16 protein-coding genes, 1 tRNA gene and 1 pseudogene are annotated in these 19,122 nt (G+C 56.7%); 9 read left to right on the forward strand and 9 right to left on the reverse strand.

All coding sequences use genetic code 11. The features are described 5' to 3' along the window. The first annotated feature begins 77 nt into the window (after window positions 1-77). The 4 genes from mutY to HF650_RS20135 all read left to right on the forward strand — a co-directional run bounded on the left by mutY (window position 78) and on the right by HF650_RS20135 (window position 4,114). Window positions 78-1,151 (forward strand): A/G-specific adenine glycosylase, encoded by a 1,074-nt coding sequence (gene mutY, locus HF650_RS20120; protein ID WP_187800096.1) that lies wholly within the window; start codon window positions 78-80, stop codon window positions 1,149-1,151. A gap of 2 nt (window positions 1,152-1,153) precedes the next feature. Beyond that, window positions 1,154-1,429, forward strand: coding sequence for an oxidative damage protection protein (locus HF650_RS20125; protein WP_187800097.1), 276 nt, complete (start codon window positions 1,154-1,156; stop codon window positions 1,427-1,429). Between the two features lie 104 nt (window positions 1,430-1,533). Further along, complete coding sequence (mltC, locus tag HF650_RS20130; protein WP_187802774.1) at window positions 1,534-2,616, forward strand: membrane-bound lytic murein transglycosylase MltC; 1,083 nt, start codon at window positions 1,534-1,536, stop codon at window positions 2,614-2,616. A gap of 244 nt (window positions 2,617-2,860) precedes the next feature. Next, on the forward strand, window positions 2,861-4,114 hold the full coding sequence (locus HF650_RS20135; protein ID WP_187800098.1) for a nucleoside permease: 1,254 nt from the start codon (window positions 2,861-2,863) through the stop codon (window positions 4,112-4,114). A gap of 495 nt (window positions 4,115-4,609) precedes the next feature. On the opposite strand, the gene citG is transcribed toward HF650_RS20135, so the two are convergent. Genes citG through HF650_RS20175 form a run of 8 tightly spaced genes read right to left on the reverse strand, consistent with a single transcriptional unit; the run spans window position 4,610 to window position 11,961 of the window. Then, window positions 4,610-5,440 carry a triphosphoribosyl-dephospho-CoA synthase CitG gene (gene citG, locus HF650_RS20140; RefSeq protein ID WP_187800099.1) on the reverse strand — a complete coding sequence of 277 codons (831 nt, stop codon included), beginning with the start codon at window positions 5,438-5,440 and terminating at the stop codon, window positions 4,610-4,612. Beyond that, window positions 5,418-5,957, reverse strand: coding sequence for a citrate lyase holo-[acyl-carrier protein] synthase (gene citX, locus HF650_RS20145; protein WP_187800100.1), 540 nt, complete (start codon window positions 5,955-5,957; stop codon window positions 5,418-5,420). The genes citG and citX overlap by 23 nt, the downstream gene beginning before the upstream one ends. Further along, window positions 5,954-7,480, reverse strand: coding sequence for a citrate lyase subunit alpha (gene citF / locus HF650_RS20150; protein ID WP_187800101.1), 1,527 nt, complete (start codon window positions 7,478-7,480; stop codon window positions 5,954-5,956). Before citF ends, citX begins: the two co-directional genes overlap by 4 nt. A gap of 10 nt (window positions 7,481-7,490) precedes the next feature. Continuing rightward, entirely contained in the window at window positions 7,491-8,366 is an 876-nt protein-coding gene (citE, locus tag HF650_RS20155; RefSeq protein WP_187802775.1) for a citrate (pro-3S)-lyase subunit beta, read from the reverse strand. Then, window positions 8,363-8,656, reverse strand: coding sequence for a citrate lyase acyl carrier protein (gene citD / locus HF650_RS20160; protein ID WP_187800102.1), 294 nt, complete (start codon window positions 8,654-8,656; stop codon window positions 8,363-8,365). The genes citE and citD overlap by 4 nt, the downstream gene beginning before the upstream one ends. Window positions 8,657-8,674: 18 nt before the next feature. Beyond that, complete coding sequence (gene citC, locus HF650_RS20165) at window positions 8,675-9,694, reverse strand: [citrate (pro-3S)-lyase] ligase (protein WP_187800103.1); 1,020 nt, start codon at window positions 9,692-9,694, stop codon at window positions 8,675-8,677. Between the two features lie 16 nt (window positions 9,695-9,710). Then, a complete protein-coding gene (locus tag HF650_RS20170; RefSeq protein ID WP_187800104.1) occupies window positions 9,711-10,574 on the reverse strand; it encodes a fumarylacetoacetate hydrolase family protein in 864 nt (287 codons plus the stop codon). Window positions 10,575-10,596: 22 nt separating this feature from the next. Further along, on the reverse strand, window positions 10,597-11,961 hold the full coding sequence (locus HF650_RS20175) for a 2-hydroxycarboxylate transporter family protein (RefSeq protein WP_187800105.1): 1,365 nt from the start codon (window positions 11,959-11,961) through the stop codon (window positions 10,597-10,599). Window positions 11,962-12,296: 335 nt separating this feature from the next. On the opposite strand from HF650_RS20175, the gene HF650_RS20180 reads away from it, so the two are divergent. Together HF650_RS20180 and HF650_RS20185 are read left to right on the forward strand one after the other, a co-directional pair. After that, entirely contained in the window at window positions 12,297-13,931 is a 1,635-nt protein-coding gene (locus HF650_RS20180) for a sensor histidine kinase (RefSeq protein WP_187800106.1), read from the forward strand. Next, on the forward strand, window positions 13,921-14,613 hold the full coding sequence (locus HF650_RS20185) for a response regulator (RefSeq protein WP_187800107.1): 693 nt from the start codon (window positions 13,921-13,923) through the stop codon (window positions 14,611-14,613). Before HF650_RS20180 ends, HF650_RS20185 begins: the two co-directional genes overlap by 11 nt. Window positions 14,614-14,637: 24 nt before the next feature. Here the strand turns inward: HF650_RS20185 and HF650_RS20190 are convergent, their stop codons facing one another. Further along, the gene (locus HF650_RS20190) at window positions 14,638-16,773 is read right to left on the reverse strand and encodes an ornithine decarboxylase (RefSeq protein WP_187800108.1); all 2,136 of its coding nucleotides are present in this window, start codon (window positions 16,771-16,773) and stop codon (window positions 14,638-14,640) included. A gap of 399 nt (window positions 16,774-17,172) precedes the next feature. On the opposite strand from HF650_RS20190, the gene HF650_RS20195 reads away from it, so the two are divergent. From HF650_RS20195 to HF650_RS25380, 3 genes and pseudogenes are all read left to right on the forward strand, one after another. After that, the gene (locus HF650_RS20195; protein WP_187800109.1) at window positions 17,173-17,892 is read left to right on the forward strand and encodes a DUF554 domain-containing protein; all 720 of its coding nucleotides are present in this window, start codon (window positions 17,173-17,175) and stop codon (window positions 17,890-17,892) included. Between the two features lie 105 nt (window positions 17,893-17,997). Continuing rightward, window positions 17,998-18,073 (forward strand) — tRNA-Phe (locus HF650_RS20200). Between the two features lie 157 nt (window positions 18,074-18,230). Next, window positions 18,231-19,014 (forward strand): annotated as a pseudogene (locus tag HF650_RS25380) (integrase arm-type DNA-binding domain-containing protein); the annotation flags it as partial. Window positions 19,015-19,122 lie beyond the last annotated feature (108 nt).

Below are 19,122 nucleotides of genomic sequence, written 5' to 3' on the forward strand. Positions count from 1 at the left end.
GCACCGGAAAGTTCCGGTTTACAGTGCAACGCCGCTGTGCTGCAATCGTCGCCCCTGATAAAGCGATTCTGGTGACCATGCAAGCGTCTCAATTCTCAGCCCAGGTTCTGGACTGGTACGACAAATTCGGGCGGAAAACCCTGCCCTGGCAAATTGAAAAGACGCCCTACAAAGTATGGCTGTCAGAAGTGATGTTGCAACAAACCCAGGTCGCAACGGTGATCCCCTATTTTGAGCGCTTTATGGCGCGCTTCCCGACGGTGACCGATTTAGCCAACGCGCCGCTGGATGAAGTGCTGCATCTGTGGACCGGGCTCGGTTACTACGCCCGCGCGCGCAACCTGCATAAAGCCGCGCAGCAGGTCGCCACGCTGCACCATGGCCGTTTTCCTGAAACCTTTGACGAAGTCGCCGCCCTGCCGGGCGTTGGCCGCTCAACGGCGGGCGCGATCCTCTCTTTATCACTCGGTAAGCACTTTCCCATTCTCGATGGCAACGTGAAGCGCGTGCTCGCCCGCTGTTATGCGGTAGCCGGCTGGCCAGGTAAGAAAGAGGTGGAGAAACGCCTGTGGGAGATAAGCGAGCAGGTGACGCCAGCAAAAGGCGTCGAGCGCTTTAACCAGGCGATGATGGATCTTGGCGCCATGGTCTGTACCCGCTCAAAGCCGAAGTGTGAACTCTGCCCGCTGCAAAGCGGCTGTATCGCTTACGCCACGCACAGCTGGAGCAGCTATCCGGGTAAAAAGCCGAAGCAGACTCTGCCTGTGCGCACCGGTTATCTGCTGCTGATGGAGCATGAGGGTGCGGTCTACCTTGAGCAGCGCCCGCCGAGCGGCCTGTGGGGCGGCCTCTTCTGCTTCCCGCAGTTTAGCGATGAAGCGGCGCTGCGCGACTGGCTGGCGCAAAGAGAGATTAGCGCGGATACTCTCAGCCAACTTGTCGCGTTCCGCCATACTTTTAGCCATTTCCACCTCGATATTGTGCCGATGTGGCTTCCTGTGTCCTCCTTTGCCGCATGCATGGATGAAGGCGCAGGTCTTTGGTATAACTTAGCGCAACCGCCATCCGTCGGTCTGGCGGCTCCGGTGGAACGCCTGATACAGCAATTACGCGCCGAAGCAGCCTTGCGCAGCGCGCAGAAAGAGGAGTGATTATGAGCAGAACCATTTTTTGTACCTTCCTGCAACGCGAAGCGGAAGGGCAAGACTTCCAGCTCTATCCGGGCGACCTGGGTAAACGCATTTACAACGAGATCTCGAAAGAGGCCTGGAAGCAGTGGCAGCAGAAGCAGACGATGCTGATCAATGAGAAGAAACTTAACATGATGAACGCCGAGCACCGTAAATTGCTGGAGGAGGAGATGGTCAACTTCCTGTTTGAAGGCAAAGACGTGCACATTGAAGGCTACACGCCACAAGAAAAAAAATAGGCGTCGTGGTTTAAACCTGCCGGCAGTGCCATAAATCCAGGGAAGGCATTGCCGGTTCGCGAGCGTCTCAGGCGCTGTAATCAAACACAACTGCATCCGGAATGATGAAAAAATTTTTAGCGCTAGCGATGATCGCGCCACTGTTGATCTCTTGTTCCAGCTCTAATAAATCCGGCGAAGACTACAACGAAGCCTGGATCAAAGACACTAACGGTTTTGACATTTTGATGGGCCAGTTCGCCCACAATATTGAGAATTTATGGGGCTTTAACGAAGTACTGATCGCAGGCCCGAAGGATTACGTTAAGTATACCGATCAGTACCAGACGCGAAGCCACATCAACTTTGATGAAGGGACGATTACCGTCGAGACCATTTCGGCGACCGATCCGGCGGCGCATCTGCGCGCGGCGATCGTCAAAACGCTGTTGATGGGCGACGATCCCGGCTCTATCGATCTCTACTCCGATACTGACGATATCACCATTTCCAGGCAGCCCTTCCTCTATGGCCAGGTGCTGGATAACAACGGCGAAGCGATTCGCTGGCAGTGGCGCGCGGAAAAATATGCCGATTATCTGCTGCAAACGCGGCTGCAAACCCGCACCAGCGGCATTCGCGTCATCTCCAGCATCACCATCAATCTGGTGCCGAACCACCTCGATAAACGTGCGCATAAATATATGGGTATGGTGCGCAAAGCGTCGCATAAGTATGGCGTTGAGGAGTCGTTGATTCTGGCCATTATGCAGACGGAATCCTCCTTTAACCCCTATGCGGTAAGCCGCTCCGACGCGCTCGGTTTGATGCAGGTAGTGCAGCACAGCGCCGGGAAAGATGTCTTCCGCGCACAGGGGAAATCCGGCACGCCGGACCGCAGCTATCTCTTCGATCCGCAGAGCAATATTGATACCGGCACCGCTTACCTGGCGATGCTTAACAATATTTACCTTGCTGGTATCAGCAACCCGACCTCACGGCGTTATGCGGTGATCACCGCCTATAACGGCGGCGCGGGCAGCGTACTGCGCGTCTTCTCGGCGGATAAAGTGCAGGCGGCGAATATCATCAACACCATGTCGCCGGGTGATGTGTATGAAACGCTCACCACGCGCCACCCTTCTGCCGAATCGCGGCGCTATCTCTATAAAGTAAACTCCGCGCAGAAAACCTACCGCCGGAATTAACGCCATTGCGGTTTATGCCTTTTTACCTTCGCGGGTAAAAGGGCATAAGCCCGTCTTCTGGCCCTCGCAATCGGTTGCGCAAAAGCGTGATCAAGATCACTTAATAAGAATGCAATCAGACGAAGATTGCATTTTTCTGTCGCACGTAACAAACAACGCCGCCGCAAAGTGATAAAGTGCCGCCGAAATTCGCAGTATATCTGCCCATTACAACGACAACCGTCTCCTTTGCGAGGAAATTAGCATGAATCTTAAGCTGCAGCTGAAAGTCATCATCTTTCTGCAGTTCTGCCTGTGGGGCAGTTGGCTGACGACACTTGGCTCTTATATGATCGTGACCCTGAAATTTCAGGGCGCGGAAGTCGGCGCGGTCTACAGCTCCCTTGGAATCGCCTCGCTGTTTATGCCAACGCTTTTAGGCATCGTCGCCGATAAGTGGCTCAGCGCGAAATGGGTTTATGCCCTCTGCCATTTGGTCGGTGCCATCACGCTGTTTATTGCCGCAGGCGTCACCACGCCAGGCGCGATGTTTGCCATTATTCTGCTCAACTCGCTGGCCTATATGCCGACCCTGAGCCTGGTGAACTCTATCTCCTATTTCCGCCTTAAGTCCGCCGGGCACGATATCGTCACCGATTTCCCGCCAATTCGTATCTGGGGCACCATCGGCTTTATCCTCGCGATGTGGGCGGTAAGCTTCTCCGGCTTTGAGTTAAGCCATATGCAGCTCTATATTGGCGCCGCGCTGTCGCTGCTGCTGAGCGTGCTTGCGCTGACGTTGCCGCACATTCCGGTGGCAAACAGCAAGCAAAAGCAGACCTGGGTCGAGATGCTCGGCCTGAATGCCTTTGCGCTGTATAAAAACAAACGTATGGCGATCTTCTTTATCTTCTCTATGCTGCTGGGCGCAGAGTTGCAGATCACCAATATGTTCGGCAACACCTTCCTGCACAGCTTCGACTCTAATCCACTGTTCGCTAACAGCTTTATCGTTACCCATGCGTCGGTAATGATGTCGATTTCACAGATTTCGGAAACCGTCTTTATCCTCGCCATTCCGTTCTTCCTGAGCCGTTACGGCATTAAGAACGTCATGATGATCAGTATTCTCGCCTGGGTACTGCGCTTTGGTCTGTTCGCCTACGGCGATCCGACGCCATTCGGTACCGTGCTGCTGGTGCTGTCGATGATCGTGTACGGTTGCGCCTTCGACTTCTTCAATATCTCCGGCTCGGTGTTTGTTGAGAAAGAGGTGAGCCCGGAAATTCGCGCCAGCGCACAGGGTATGCTGCTGATGATGACCAACGGCTTCGGCTGTATCCTCGGTGGTATGGTGAGCGGCAAAGTGGTAGAGATGTACACCACCGCCGGCATTACAGACTGGAAAACCGTGTGGCTCATCTTCGCCGGTTACTCGCTGGTGCTGGCCGTCGCCTTCGTGATGCTGTTTAAATACAAACATGTGCGAGAGCCATCTGGCGTGACGCAGAAAGCGTAAACAGAAAACCCGGCCTGAGCGCCGGGTTTTTTATCGGTATTGTTTGGTAGCCTGATAAGCGAAGTTTTTGTTGGTCTGATAAGCGCAGTTTTTGTAGGCCTGATAAGCGCAGCGCCATCAGGCATTTGCACCCATTGCCGGATGGCGGCGATGCCTTATCCGGCCTACATAACACCGCCATCGGGCATTACCCCCATCGCCGGATGGCGGCGATGCCTTATCCGGCCTACATAACACCGCCATCGGGCATTACCACTCATCGCCGGATGGCGGTGATGCCTTATCCGGCCTACAAAACACCGCCATCAGGCATTGCCACCGATTGCCGGATGGCGGCGTTGCCTTATCCGGCCTACATAACACCGCCATCAGGCATTACCACGCATCGCCGGATGGCGGCGATGCCTTATCCGGCCTACATAACACCGCCGTCAGGCATTGCCACTCATCGCCGGATGGCGGCGATGCCTTATCCGGTCCGGGTAACAGCGTTGGTTACGGGATCATCGCCAGCACATACGCCACCGCCAGCAGATCGGCGCTGCCACCGGGGCTTAAATGCCGCGCAATCAACGCCTGGTCCATCTGGCGTAAATCATCCCTCTCCCAGCCGGTGGTTAATAGCTGCTGCGCATAATCCTGCACATAACGCAGCCCGGCCATACCGCCGCGCGACACGAGGTTACTGTCGCAATTTACCGCCATCAGCCTGAGCAGCGCATTCTGCAAACGGCGCTCCCCCTGCTCCTGCTGCCAGAAGGGCAACACCGCCCGGCGTACGGTGATAAACCCCTGCTCCGCCTCGCCGCGCGCGCCGGTCAGGCCATAGTCGCGAAACTGCTTTTCCCCCGCGGTGATCGCCTGCGCCCGCCCGGCAAGCTCGCGCGCCACCAGCCCGCGGCAGATCGCGCTCACCTCATCACAAAGCGCATCTGCGCTCAGTTGCCAACCCAGCCCCCGCAGCCGCCCGGCGGCAAAAGACAGCATTCCGAGGGAGAAGATGCCGCCTTTATGTGTGTTTACCCCATCAGTGGCGGCAAACATCGCCTGCTCGCAGGCAATCCCCATCGGTCGAATTAGCCGTAACTGCGCCGACGCAGGTTTATGGGCATGGTCAAAACCCGCCTGCTCGAAGCGAGCAAACCACGGCGTAATGGCGTCAATGCTGGCGAGAAACAGGGCGTAATCCATATCGCGGTGCGCACCGCTGTTCGCCCTGTCCACCAGCCCCGGCTTCGGGGTGAGATCCAGCTCGAGGCGCAGCGCCCGCGCCGCCAGCGCAGGCACAAATGCCACGGCAGGTTTAGTCGCGGGTAAACCAGCCATTGATCAGCCCCTCAACGCGGCTCACCACTTCATCCAGCGGATGACGGCGGGAGCGGGCGCAGTTGTGCGCCGGTTCATCGCACACCAGACAGCGGCGGGTGCTGCGATCCAGTGAATGGCGGCCCACCTGGCCATTTTGCGGGCAGAAGATATCAAAATCCCACAGCCTGCCGAGCGGGTGGGTCTGCTCCAGCTCAATGCACTGCGCCTTTATTTCCGCCGCCGGATGAGCGACACACCACATCGCTTCCGCGCCGGTCGGCAACCACAGCACCTGGCGGTCGAGCGTCTGCCAGCCACGCTGCCACAGCATCTGGTCGCAGGCCTGCAGCGCCACGCCCATGGTGTTGCGATAGCGCATCGTATCTTTCACCGCGCCCGGCGTAACCAGCGTCAGGGAGATAATCGGTTGCTGATAGTGGCGAAGCCAGTCAGCCTGGCGCGCGGCGCGCTTCTCTTTCGCCGCCAGTAGCGCCTCAAGGCTGACACCCACACGTTCAGGGGTCATGGTGGTCATAACGCCTCCTCTTTCACCTGGCGCACAACGTCGATCACGCTGCCGTCGCGGTAGCGGATCACGCCGACAATGCGGTCGGTAAAGGCGATCGGTTTTGGTTCGCCGGTAAGGGAAATTGCCCGCTGATAGAGCGCTTCGATATCGACAACTTTCAGCCCTGCCGCCACTAAACGTTCGCGGACTTCCGGGCGCGCCGGGTTGACCGCAATGCCGTGGTCGGTGACCAGCACGTCAATGCTCTCCCCCGGCGTCAGGCGGGTAGTCACGCGCTTCACCACTGTTGGAATGCGGCTGCGCAGTAATGGGGCAACCACAATGGTCAGATTTGCCGCCGCTGCCACATCGCAGTGGCCGCCGGATGCGCCGCGCATGACACCGTCTGAACCGGTAATCACGTTGACGTTAAAGTCGATATCGATCTCCAGCGCGCTGAGGATCACCACATCCAGCTGGTCGCAGCTCGCGGCTTTACCGCCGGGGTTGGCGTAAACGTTGGTCGAGATCTCCACATGGTTGGGATTACGACGCAGCGAAGCCGCCGCTTCGCCATCAAAGCACTGGGTATCAAGCAGCTTCTCAATCAGCCCCTTCTCATGCAGTTCGACCAGGCTGCCGGTGATGCCGCCGAGGGCGAACCGGGCTTTGACGCCGCGGCGCTCCATCTTCTCGGCCATAAAGCGGGTCGCGGCAGTTGAGGCTGCGCCGGAGCCGGTCTGCATCGAGAAGCCGTCGCGAAAATAGCCGGAGTGCTCAATCACATCCGCTGCATAGCGGGCGATCATCAGCTCTCGTGGATTACTGGTGACGCGCGCGGCACCGACGCTGATTTTTGCCGGATCGCCCACGCTCTCCACTTTCACAATCAGATCCACCCGATCCTGGCTCAAACTGGCGGGCATATTGGGAAAGGGCACCACTTCTTCGGTCAGCAGCACCACTTTATCGGCAAATTCGGCGTCGACCATCGCGTAGCCGAGCGAGCCGCAGCAGGATTTCCCCTGCGTACCGTTGGCGTTACCGAAGGCATCACTGCACGGCACGCCGAGAAAGGCGACGTCGATCTTCAGCTCGCCATCCTGCAACAGTTTTACCCGCCCGCCGTGGGAGTGAATCTGTACCGGCTCCGCCATCAGCCCATGGGAGATGGCATCCGCCAGCTTGCCGCGCATACCGGAGGTGTAAATTTTGCGGATCACGCCTCTCTTAATATGCTCAATCAGCTCATCGTTACAAGTCATTAGCGAACTGGAGGCGAGCGTCAGGTTTTTGAAGCCGAGGCGCGCAAGGGTTGCCACCACGGTGTTGATCACCCGGTCGCCTTCGCGAAAAGCGTGGTGGAAGGAGATGGTCATGCCATCGCGCAGGCCGCTGCGCGTAATCGCCTCTTCCAGCGAGGCGCAGAGTTTACGGTTAAGCCTGGCGTCGTCATCCGCCAGCCACGGCGTGGCGCTGTGGGCGGTATCAAAGGGTTTTAATTCACGCAGATGGGGAAAGTTGACGTGAAGCAGCTCGGTTTGGTTCATGGTTTTCTCCTTAACGACGCACGCCGGACGCCGCCGCGCGTTCCAGCACCATCTGCGCATGGTTAATAATGGGGGCGTCGATCATCTTGCCGTTCAGGGAGACGACGCCAAGGCCGTTACGCTCCCCCTCCTCTGCCGCTTCAATCACGACTTTGGCATGATCGACCTCCTGCTGCGTTGGCGCATAGGCGTTATGCAACAGGTCTATCTGGCGCGGGTTAATCAGCGATTTGCCGTTAAAGCCCATCTTGCGCACCAGTTCAACTTCGCGCAGGAACCCGGCTTCATCGTTTACGTCTGACCACACCACGTCGAAGGCATCGATACCGGCAGCGCGGGCGGCGTGCAGCACCGCGCAGCGGGCATAGAAGAGTTCGGTGCCGTCGCCGCGCTCGGTCTGCATATCCATCACATAGTCAAAGGCCGCCAGCGCAATGCCGATCAAGCGCTGCGAGCTGCGAGCGATCGCCACCGCGTTAATCACGCCTATCGCCGACTCAATCGCCGCCATCACGCGGGTCGATCCCACTTCACGCCCGCAGGCAAGCTCAATGCGCTCGAGGTGGCGCTCCAGTTCGTAGATATCCTCCGGGCTGTCGGTTTTCGGCAGCCGCACCACATCAACGCCCGCGCACACGACCGCTTCAAGATCCGGCAGGCCGAACGGGGTATTCAGCGGGTTGATGCGTACCACGGTTTCAATATCCTGATACATCGGATGTTGCAGAGCATGAAAGACCAGCAGGCGCGCGGTATCTTTCTCGCGCAGGGCCACCGCGTCTTCCAGGTCGAACATGATTGAATCGGGGCGGTAGATAAAGGCGGTGGAGAGCATGGCGGCGTTAGCGCCCGGCAGAAACAGCATGCTACGACGAAGTTTTTTCACAGCAATGTCCCCCACGCGATCTCCTTCTCTTCCGCGGCGCGCAGCACGGCGCTTTGCAGACGGGCGCGGATCACGCAATCCAGCGCGCCTTTATCTTCAATAATGATTAACCCCTGGTGGATCTCCATCGCGCGCAGCGTCTCATTCACCACGCGGCGGATCTGATCGCCAAACTGCTTAATTACTTCACTGCGCACCACCACCTCCAGCTCACCGTCGGTAGGGGCGATTTTCACCATCAGGTCGCTGGATTCGAGGGTTCCCGCCAGCGCCTCCCGTATAATTTTCATAGTTATAAGTCCTGATTTTTAAGCGACTTCCACGCCGTAATGGGCTTCAAGATGCGCGAAAGTGGTATCTGGTACGATTTCCCGAATGCGGGAAAACTGGTGTGTTTTTAATAAACGGCGCACTTCGGACGCCGAAATTGCCGTGCCTGCGGCTTTAATGCGTGGGATCTCCACCACCTCAACCGCGCCTGCCAGCATCTGGTGCATGGTGTTGTTGTACTGGCGGGTCACAGCGCAAAAGGGTTCGCTGCCAATAAAGCGGTGGGTAATGCCGAGCGCCGGGGCGATATAGTTGCGAAAGATCAGCAGGTCGATTTCGCTCCACGCCTGCTGCACTTTGCCGGTCTCTTTCAGGAAGTAGGCCGGAAAGGTGGCGCGGGAGATGATGTACTGCGAGCCTTCATGCACCGTGACATTGGCCAGATGCGCCACGCCCGCCTTCACCATCTTCAGCCGCGCGGCAAAAGGGAAAAATGAGGCATCTTCGCGCACCACAAACAGATGCAGGGCATCGCAGGCTTTTGCCGCCTGCTCCACCAGGTGGCGGTGGCCGAGGGTAAAGGGGTTGGCGTTCATCACAATGGCACCAATGCGCTTACCCGCCAGCCGCTTTGCCCGCAGCGAGCGGCAGTAGCGCTCAATGCCCGACGGCGTGTTCTCCATCAGCACCGCGTTATTGCCGCTCTGGACGATGGGCCAGAAGCCGCTGTGCTGAAAGCGCTCCCGGTTGCAGGGGCGCGTGCAGAGAAAGAGATGGAAGTGGCCGCGCGCCAGCGCCAGGTTCTCCACTTCCGCCAGCAGCCGGGCACTGATGTTTTCGCCGCGAAGCTGCGCATCGACTGCCACGCATTTGATGACGTTCGCGGCAAGGCCTGCACACCCCACCAGTTGCTCTCCCGACCAGGCTTCAACGAAGGTCGTGATGTCGCTATCCATGCCTAATCCGCTGTCGGCTAACAGCGAGCGGATGCGCTCAAGCCGGGGCGTGTTGCCGCTGACTTCCGCAATGCGGAAGTCGATGGGGGGTCGTGTGTGCATCAGATGGTCTTCGTCCTTAGTGCGCCGCCGCCAGCGCCTGCTCCGGCGCTTCCACAATCACATTGCTGAGATGTCCGATCTTCTCGATCTCCACTTCGATGCAATCGCCCGCCTTCATAAACAGCGGCGGGGTGCGCTTTTTCCCGACGCCGCCCGGTGAACCGGTGATAATCACATCACCCGGCGTCAGGCTGGTGAAGGTGCTGATGTATTCGATAAGCTCAGCGACTTTGTGGATCATGCTGGCGGTGGTGTCATCCTGCACCATGCGGCCATTGAGCCAGGTGCGAATAGCGAGTGTGTGCGGGTCGGGGATCTCATCGGCGGTGGTCATCCACGGGCCAAATGCCCCGGTCTGCCGCCAGTTCTTCCCGGCGGTAAACCAGCTGTGCTGCCAGTCGCGCGCCGAGCCATCCATATAGCAGCTGTAACCCGCCACATGGCTTAAAGCCGTTTCACGGGCGATATTCTCCCCGCCTTTACCGATAATCACCGCCAGTTCGCCTTCGTAATCGAACTCGCTGGAGTGGCGCGGCTTCACCACCGGCGCGTTATGGCCGGTTTGTGAATCGGCGAAGCGGACAAACAGCGTGGGTGCCGGGTTGTGTTGGTCAAACTCTTTGCGTTTTTCGGCGTAGTTCATCCCGACACAGAGGATTTTGCCCGGGTTATCAATCACCGGCAGAAAGTCGATCTCCTCAAAATGCAGATCGATTGGTTCTTCACCGTAGCGCGCGGCCTGCGCCAGACCATCGGCGGCGAGCAGCGCTTTTAGATCGGTGTAGCGGTCGCCCAGGCGCTGGCCGAGGTTGATGATCCCTTCCGCGCTGACGATGCCGTAGCTGCGGATACCCTGGTGAACAAAGCTTGCGAGTTTCATATCAGTTCCTGTATTTCCTGAATCAGACGAGGAAGTTGCCGAGCACCAGCAGCGAGATGGAGACGTTGATTGCCCCACCGATACGGGTAGCGATCTGGGCGAACGGCATCAGGCTCATACGGTTACCTGCGGTAAGAATGGCGACGTCGCCGGTACCGCCCTGCCCGCTCTGGCAGCAGGAGACAATGGCGACATCAATCGGATGCATGCCGATCTTTTTGCCGACGAAGAAGCCAGTCGCGACCAGCGCGGAGACAGTGCTGACAATCACCAGCAGGTTGTTGAGGGTGAGGGCGTGAACCAGCTCTTCCCACGGCGTGATCGCTACGCCAACGGCAAAGAGAATTGGGTAGGTAACGGAGGTCTGGAAGAATTTGTAGACCACCTGCGAACCTTCCAGCAGGCGCGGCGAGACACCGTGGGCGAGCTTAATCAGCACTGCGACAAACAGCATGCCGACCGGTGCAGGCAGGCCAATCAGTTTGTGGCCGAGCATGCCGATCATATAGAGCAGCACCGCCAGCAGCGCGCCTGCGGCAATGGTAGTGACATCGGTTTTACCGGAGAACGCCGGGGTCGCAGAGGCGGGTTCGTCGCTGTTATTGCGGTTTGGCATCAGTTGCCCTTCGCCGGTCAGGTGCGGGAAGCGTTTACCGAGCTGGTTCAGGCAGCCGGAGATAATGATCGCCGTCAGCCCGCCGAGCATCACCATCGGCAGCACGCGGCCCAGCGCAACGCCCTGATCCATATGCAGCAGCGTGGCGTAACCAATCGATAGCGGAATCGCGCCTTCGCCGACACCGCCCGCCATAATCGGCAGAATGATAAAGAAGAAGATCTGGAACGGCTCCATGCCGAGCGCCATGCCCACGCCCATGCCAACCAGCATGCCGACGATCTCACCGCACAGCATCGGGAAGAAGATACGCAAAAAGCCCTGAATCAGCGTGGTGCGATTCATACTCATAATGCTGCCGACAATAATGCAGCAAATATAGAGATAGAGAATGTTGGTCGATTTATAGAACTTGGTGGTGGATTCGACCACCACATCTGGCAGCAGGCCGTAATAGACCATCGCCGAAGGGATAAAGGTGGCGCAAATCGCCGCCGCGCCCAGCTTGCCGACAATTGGTAGCCGCTTGCCAAACTCGCCGCAGGCAAAGCCAAAAAAGGCCAGCGTCGCGACCATCACTACGATATCGCTCGGCAGTTTACCGCCAAGACAGTCGACGGCAATTAATGCGCCCGCCAGCAGGAACAGCGGCAGCGGAATAATCCCTACCTTCCAGCTATCCATAATGTGCCACCACTTATCTTTCAGTGATGCCTTATCAAGCGTTCGTGACTTTACGGGTACAGAGAATGAATCGTCAGTTGTGCTCATAATTAAGCCCCTTCGTTATTTTGTGCTTACAGCGTAGTGGGCTAAATACGCACGTTATGTGAGGGCAAGCATAATAAAAGCAGAGTTTTTAAGGCACCTATGGTTTTTATGGTTTCTTCTATTTTGCGTGAGCCGGATCTTATTTATTGTCGTGGTTTTTATGGTTTTTTTAAAAGGAAATACATATTCATAACAAACAGTAAAAGTTGCTTATAACAGATTGTTTTTCAACAGCAATACGCGCTGTGTAAGGGATCACAACTTTCCCGCAAACTCCTCACCCAAACTGGGAAAAGTGGTACATTGAGGTTTTACTTATTACTGCGCGTGCTGTTATGAAGGTCTCGTTTCAAATCAAGCTGTTTATCTCGCTGGTGCTTTTCTTCTCTGGTTTGTTTGTTCTGCTGGGTTTTTATTATTACAAGGACGTCGGCCGCCAGCTCTACCAGGAGATGAGTGCGCGCGCAAAAATACAGGCGGAAGAGATCGCGATAATTCCGAATTTACGTCGCTCCGTCGCTGATAAAAATATTCCCGCTATTAACCAGTTTATGCATAAAGTGGTTTCACATAGCGATGCCAGCTTTATTGTGATTGGTGATAATAAAGGCCTGCATCTGTTTCACTCTGTACATACTGATGTGGTGGGAAAAACGCTGGTCGGCGGCGATAACGCGGAAGTATTACAGGGTAAAAGCACCACCACCATTCGCAAAGGCGGGCTGGGGATTTCGCTGCGCAGTAAAGCGCCGATTTTTGATGACACTGGTCGGGTGGTCGGGATAGTTTCCGTCGGGTATCTGACCAGCTATCTGGATGCGATTACCCTCGGCAAAGTGATTAATATCTTTATTGCCGCTGTGCTGCTGCTCGTCGCACTGTTTATCTTCTCCTGGTTTTTTACCCGCAGCATTAAAAAGCAGATCTTCTCCCTCGAGCCGCGCGAAATTGGCCTGCTGGTGCGCCAGCAGAAGGCGATGATGGAGTCGATCTACGAAGGGGTTATTGCCATTGATAGCGAATCGCGCATTGAGGTGATCAACCAGGCGGCGCGTAAGCTGCTGGGCTTGAGCCAGCCGACTCGCGCCCTGCGCGGGCATGCGATTAGTGATGTGATTGCGCCGGTGCCCTTTTTTGCCTCCGCGACCATGCTTGCGAGCGACACCCATGATGAGATTTGCCGCTTTAACCACCTGACGGTGATCGCCAGCCGGGTGCGCATTATGCTCGAAGATAGCTTACAAGGGTGGGTGATCACCTTTCGCGATCGCAATGAGATCGACAGCCTGAGCGCGCAGTTAAGCCAGGTGAAGCGCTATGCCGACAACCTGCGCATTATGCGCCACGAGCAGCTTAACCGCATGACCACCCTTTCCGGCCTGCTGCATATGGAGCGTTACGATGAGGCGGTGAACTATATTCAGGCGCAGTCGGAACACGCCCAGGAGCTGCTGGACTTTATCTCCTCGCGCTTTACCTCGCCAACCATTTGCGGCCTGCTGCTGGGCAAAGCGGCGCGCGCACGGGAGAAGGGCGTAGAGCTGAACTTCGACCCATTGAGCCGCATGGATCGCCCCTGCCGTGCGCTGGCGGAAGCGGAGCTGATCTCCATTATCGGTAACCTGCTGGATAACGCCATTGAAGCGACTCAACGTGCTACTCTGCCGCACGATCCGGTCGATGTGCTGCTCCTGCTCAACGAGCGGGAGCTGATCATTGAGGTGGCGGATCGCGGCATCGGGATCGATCCGGCGATTGCCGATCGTATTTTTGAACGCGGGGTGACCACCAAACGCCGTGGCGATCACGGTATTGGCCTCTATCTGATCGCCAGCTACGTCACCCAGGCGGGTGGCTCGATAGAGGTATCGGCCAATGCCCCGCGCGGAACGGTCTTCTCTCTGTTTATTCCTGAAACGGGCAGCGCGCAGCGCCCCGTCGCCACCGTGGATGAGATTTATGCAACATGAACCGATAGACGTGCTGATCGTCGAAGATGAAGAGACGCTGGCGCAGCTCAACGCTGAGCTGGTGAGTAAACATCCGCGCCTGCGGCTGGTCGGCATGGCCTCCTCCCTCGCTGAGGCGAGAACCCTTTTTAGCCGCACCCGCCCGCAGCTGGTGCTGCTGGATAACTACCTGCCAGATGGTAAAGGGATCACGCTAATTAGCGATCCTGAGATTATCAACGCCAACTGCTCGGTGATCTTTATTACCGCTGCCAGCGATATGGACACCTGTAGCCAGGCGATCCGCAATGGCGCCTTCGACTACATTCTTAAACCAGTGTCGTGGAAGCGCTTAAGCCAGTCGCTCGAGCGCTTTGTGCAGTTCACCGAGCAGCAGCGGGTGTGGAAGATTGTCGACCAGCAGAACGTCGACACCCTCTATCAGCTGCAGTCGAAAAACTACCGCCAGGATAACGGCAGTAAAGGCATTGAAGAGAGTACGCTGGCGCTGGTGCAGAAGCTGTTTGCCGACGACGAGGCGCGCTGTTTCTCCGTTGATGAGGTGGTCAACGAAACGGGACTGAGCAAAACCACCACCCGACGCTACCTTGAACACTGTGTCGAAGCAGGCTTTCTGGCGGTGGAGATGCAGTATGGCAAGATTGGTCATCCGCGGCGCATTTACCGCCGCGCGGCCGCCTGAGACGCTTCCCAGGCGGCGCGATGATTACTTCAACACATAACCGTAGAGGCGCTTGATACCATCGGCATCGGTTTCCGAGTAGACGCCCTGTAACTCCGGCGAAAAGCCGGGCAGCAGGTTAACCCCCTCCTCCAGCGCAAGAAAGTAGCGCTGCACTGCCCCGCCCCACACTTCACCCGGCACTACGCAGAGCACGCCCGGCGGATAGGGCAGCGCGCCCTCTGCCGCAATGCGCCCTTCCGCCTCGCTGATGCGCACCAGCTCGACGTTGCCGCGAATAAACTCGCTATTGGCGTCCTGCGGATTCATCGCCACCGCCGGGAAACTCTCTTTGCGGAACATTGCTTTTTGCAGATCTTTAACGTCAAAGCTGACGTAGAGATCGTGCATCTCCTGGCACAGCTCGCGCAGGGTGTAATCGCGGTAGCGCACCGGGTATTTGTTAAAGATGGTCGGCAGCACGTCGGACAGTGGTGTGTCATCTTCGATATGCTGCTCAAACTGGGCGATCATCGCTACCAGCTGCGCCATCTTCTCCGCGCTTTCGGCAGGCGTCAGCAGGAAAAGGATCGAGTTGAGATCGCACTTCTCCGGCACAATGCCGTTTTCACGCAGGTAGTGCGCCAAAATAGTGGCTGGAATACCGAAATCGGTGTATTCACCCGTCTCTGCATCAATGCCCGGTGTGGTCAGCAGCAGCTTGCAGGGATCGACAAAATATTGATCCTGGGCGTAGCCGGCAAAACCGTGCCACTTATCGCCCGGCTCAAAGCTGAAGAAGCGCCGTTTGCGGGCAATAAGCTCAGTGGGGTGGTCCTGCCACGGGCGACCACCGATCACCGGCGGCACAAAGGGCTGGATCATTTTGCAGTTAGCGATGATCGCTTTGCGCGCCTCAATGCCCAGCTCGACGCACTCTGCCCACAGCCTGCGCCCGCTCTCGCCTTGGTGAATTTTGGCGTTGATATCGAGCGCGGCAAATAGCGGGTAAAAGGGGCTGGTGGATGCGTGCAGCATAAAGGCGTTATTCAGGCGCTTGTGCGGGCAGAAGCGCGCCTGGCCGCGCAGGTGATTATCTTTTTTGTGGATCTGCGAAGTTTGCGAGAAGCCCGCCTGCTGTTTATGCACCGACTGGGTGACGAAGATCCCCGGATCGTTTTCATTCAGATCGAGCAGCAGCGGCGAGCAGTCGGCCATCATCGGGATAAACTGCTCGTAACCGACCCACGCCGAATCAAAGAGGATGTAGTCGCACAGGTGGCCAATCTTGTCAATCACCTGGCGGGCGTTGTAGATCGTGCCGTCATAGGTGCCAAGCTGGATCACCGCCAGGCGGAACGGCCGCGGCTGTTTGGCCTTATCGGGCGCGACATCGCTGATTAAAGTGCGCAGGTAAGCTTCATCAAAACAGTGATCGTCAATGCCGCCGATAAAACCAAACGGGTTGCGCGCCGCTTCCAGATAAACCGGCGTCGCTCCAGCCTGAATCAGCGCGCCGTGGTGGTTGGATTTGTGGTTGTTGCGATCGAAAAGCACCAGATCGCCGCGCGTCAGCAGCGCATTGGTCACTACTTTATTGGCGGCTGAGGTGCCGTTCAGCACAAAGTAGGTTTTGTCGGCGTTAAACACTTTGGCGGCAAACTTCTGCGCGTGCTTGGCGGAGCCTTCGTGGATCAGCAAATCACCGAGCTTGACGTCGGCGTTGCACATATCGGCGCGAAAGACGTTCTCACCGAAAAAGTCGTAGAACTGACGGCCTGCCGGGTGCTTTTTGAAGAACGCGCCGTGCTGATGGCCGGGACAGGCGAAGGTGCTGTTCTTCATCTCAACATATTGGCGCAGCGTATCGAAGAAGGGCGGCAGCAGCGTCGCTTCATAATCACAGGCAGCGGCTTCCAGCTCCAGCCACTCCTGATCGCGCCCGCTCATCACCGCCGTCACGCCTTCGGGCGCGGTAACCGGTTCGCCAGAGAAGAGAAAGACCGGCAGATTAAAACCAGTGCGTTTGAGCAGCGCGAGAATGCCGCTGCGGCTCTCCGCTACCGTCATGACGACTGCCGCCACATCCGTGAAATCGGTACTCTCAAGAGAGATCACCTCGCGGTGGGTTGAGAGCGTGGAGAGCAGCTCGCGGCTGACGGCAATTTTCAGTGAGTTCATAAGCACGAATACCCGTTTCAGGGGAGTAAGAAGCCCCGGACGAAGCGGTGGCTTCGCCCAACGAAAATGTCTGGCTGGGATCAGCTCCGGACGCCAGACATCAGTAAAAGCAGAAAACCGCTGATCTTACTGTTGTCCTGCGGTGAGCGTGCGCTACCCTCACCGCATGGTGAGAAAGAGTGACGATAAGCGGGGGCGAGTGGCCTGGGCACGGGCGTGAAACGCAGTGTCAGCGGCTGAAATGTACAGCATCAGGCGGCCCCGTCAGATGGATGAAAATTCGCGCAATCATGTCATTTTTAACCCGCAGGCGCAACCTGGGGGGGCACTTCGCTGCGCATAAAAATGCTAAGGTATGCGCCCTCTTATTCATTTTTATGGCACTTCGGGAGAGTGGACGTGCTGACAGGTCCTTTTATTAACGCGGCTGCCGTGCTGATTGGCGGCACGCTCGGTGCGCTGATGGGCCACCGTTTACCGGAGCGCGTGCGCTCATCAATGCCCTCCATTTTTGGTCTTGCCTCGCTTGGCATCGGCATTTTACTGGTGGTCAAATGCGTCAACCTGCCGGTGATGGTGCTGGCGACGCTGCTCGGCACCCTTATTGGCGAGCTCTGTTATGTTGAACGCGGCATCGGCGGTGGCGTTAACGCCTTGCGCAAATTGGCACAGAAGCGCAACGCGGTGGAGACAGCCTCCAGCGCCCATGAGTCCTTTATTCAGAGCCTGGTGGCGATCATTATTCTCTTCTGCGCCAGCGGTACCGGGATTTTCGGTGCGATGCGCGAAGGGATGACCGGCGATCCCAGCATTCTGATTGCCAAAGCGTTTCTCGATTTCTTTACCGCGCTGATCTTTGCCACCACCCTCGGTTTCGCCGTGGCGATCATCTCGGTTCCGATGTTAGTCATTCAACTGACGCTCGCCACCTGCGCGACGCTTATTCTGCCGCTAACCACACCGGCGATGATGGGCGATTTTACCGCCGTCGGCGGGATCCTGCTGCTGGCGACCGGGCTGCGTATCTGCGGGATAAAGATGTTTGCCGTGGCCAATATGCTACCGGCGCTGGTGCTGGCGATGCCCATTTCCGCCCTCTGGACCGCCTTTTTTGCCTGAGTGCGTGTGCAATACGCAGAAAATGGTGATAGATTGTGCACTCTGTGACGAAATGAAGAAATTTCGTTGACGGGACGCAGTGAATCAGGTTTAATGCGCCCCGTTGCCCGGATAGCTCAGTCGGTAGAGCAGGGGATTGAAAATCCCCGTGTCCTTGGTTCGATTCCGAGTCCGGGCACCACTTTTCTTTTTTATGCTTCCTTATGAATCTCTATATTGTTGTGATTCAGTAAGTTAGGGTAAAAACTCTTTCGGATACGTTTTGATTTATCCCCCGGTATCCGGAAAAAATGGGGTCAGATTGCGGGTCATTCAGTTCGACGAACGGAGTGGCCCTTATGTTAACTGATTCCCGCATCCGCTCAGCGAAACCTCGCGAAAAATCCTATAAAATTTCTGATGCACTTGGCCTGTACCTGCTGGTTTCATCCAGCGGCGCTAAGTTATAGTATTTACGCTATCGTTTTGAGAGCAAAGAAAACCGTCTGGCCTTTGGCCCCTGGCCTCAGACCTCACTGGCAGAAGCCCGTGAAAAACGCGATGCTGCACGCAAACTGCTCTCTTCAGGCGCATCCCTTTCCCTCCCGCGAGAATCAGAAAAACGCACTGTAGAAGATAAGCGCACCTTTAGGCATATCGCTACTGCATGGCACACCAGCAGCCTGAAACTCTGGTCGGACACTCATGCAGATAAAATTCTCTCCTGCCTGAATCGCTATATCTTTTCTGATGATATCGCCGCAATGGATGTTGCGAAGATAGAAACCCGGCATCTGGCGCAGCTTGTGCAGTCTATTGATAGCAAGGGTGTTCATGATGGTGCCGGGCGCGTGCGTCAGTATCTGACGAAAATCATGCGCTACGCGGTGCAGCAAGGCTTTATCAAATATAATCCCGCCCTCGACCTTAAAGGCGTCGTGACACCTGTTCGCATACAACACCTTCCCGCTTGCCACTACAGCGCCTTCCTGCGTTACTGGAGAACATCCAGCATTACAAGGGGCATCAACTGACCCGGCTGGCGCTGGAACTGAATCTGCACGTTTTCCTGCGCTCCAGTGAATTACGGCTCGCCCGCTGGGATAGTTTAATCTCAAGGCGCATATCTGGATGGTGCCGGCTCTTACGGTGCGTGGATTCCCTTTATATTCTTTTACACTCAGCGAATTTAATATCTCTCTTAATTTTTTATATATTCACCACCATTGTCAGAAATCATAGAGGTAAAAT

The sequence above is a fragment of the Kosakonia sp. SMBL-WEM22 genome, from assembly GCF_014490785.1.
Lineage (GTDB): Bacteria > Pseudomonadota > Gammaproteobacteria > Enterobacterales > Enterobacteriaceae > Kosakonia.

Bases quoted from the DNA above. Each gene is read 5' to 3' on its own strand.
- mutY (WP_187800096.1), top strand. From the start codon at position 78: ATGCAAGCGTCTCAATTCTCAGCCCAGGTTCTGGACTGGTACGACAAA.
- HF650_RS20125 (WP_187800097.1), top strand. From the start codon at position 1,154: ATGAGCAGAACCATTTTTTGTACCTTCCTGCAACGCGAAGCGGAAGGG.
- mltC (WP_187802774.1), top strand. From the start codon at position 1,534: ATGAAAAAATTTTTAGCGCTAGCGATGATCGCGCCACTGTTGATCTCT.
- HF650_RS20135 (WP_187800098.1), top strand. From the start codon at position 2,861: ATGAATCTTAAGCTGCAGCTGAAAGTCATCATCTTTCTGCAGTTCTGC.
- citG (WP_187800099.1), bottom strand. From the start codon at position 5,440: ATGGCTGGTTTACCCGCGACTAAACCTGCCGTGGCATTTGTGCCTGCG.
- citX (WP_187800100.1), bottom strand. From the start codon at position 5,957: ATGACCACCATGACCCCTGAACGTGTGGGTGTCAGCCTTGAGGCGCTA.
- citF (WP_187800101.1), bottom strand. From the start codon at position 7,480: ATGAACCAAACCGAGCTGCTTCACGTCAACTTTCCCCATCTGCGTGAA.
- citD (WP_187800102.1), bottom strand. From the start codon at position 8,656: ATGAAAATTATACGGGAGGCGCTGGCGGGAACCCTCGAATCCAGCGAC.
- citC (WP_187800103.1), bottom strand. From the start codon at position 9,694: ATGCACACACGACCCCCCATCGACTTCCGCATTGCGGAAGTCAGCGGC.
- HF650_RS20170 (WP_187800104.1), bottom strand. From the start codon at position 10,574: ATGAAACTCGCAAGCTTTGTTCACCAGGGTATCCGCAGCTACGGCATC.
- HF650_RS20175 (WP_187800105.1), bottom strand. From the start codon at position 11,961: ATGAGCACAACTGACGATTCATTCTCTGTACCCGTAAAGTCACGAACG.
- HF650_RS20180 (WP_187800106.1), top strand. From the start codon at position 12,297: ATGAAGGTCTCGTTTCAAATCAAGCTGTTTATCTCGCTGGTGCTTTTC.
- HF650_RS20185 (WP_187800107.1), top strand. From the start codon at position 13,921: ATGCAACATGAACCGATAGACGTGCTGATCGTCGAAGATGAAGAGACG.
- HF650_RS20190 (WP_187800108.1), bottom strand. From the start codon at position 16,773: ATGAACTCACTGAAAATTGCCGTCAGCCGCGAGCTGCTCTCCACGCTC.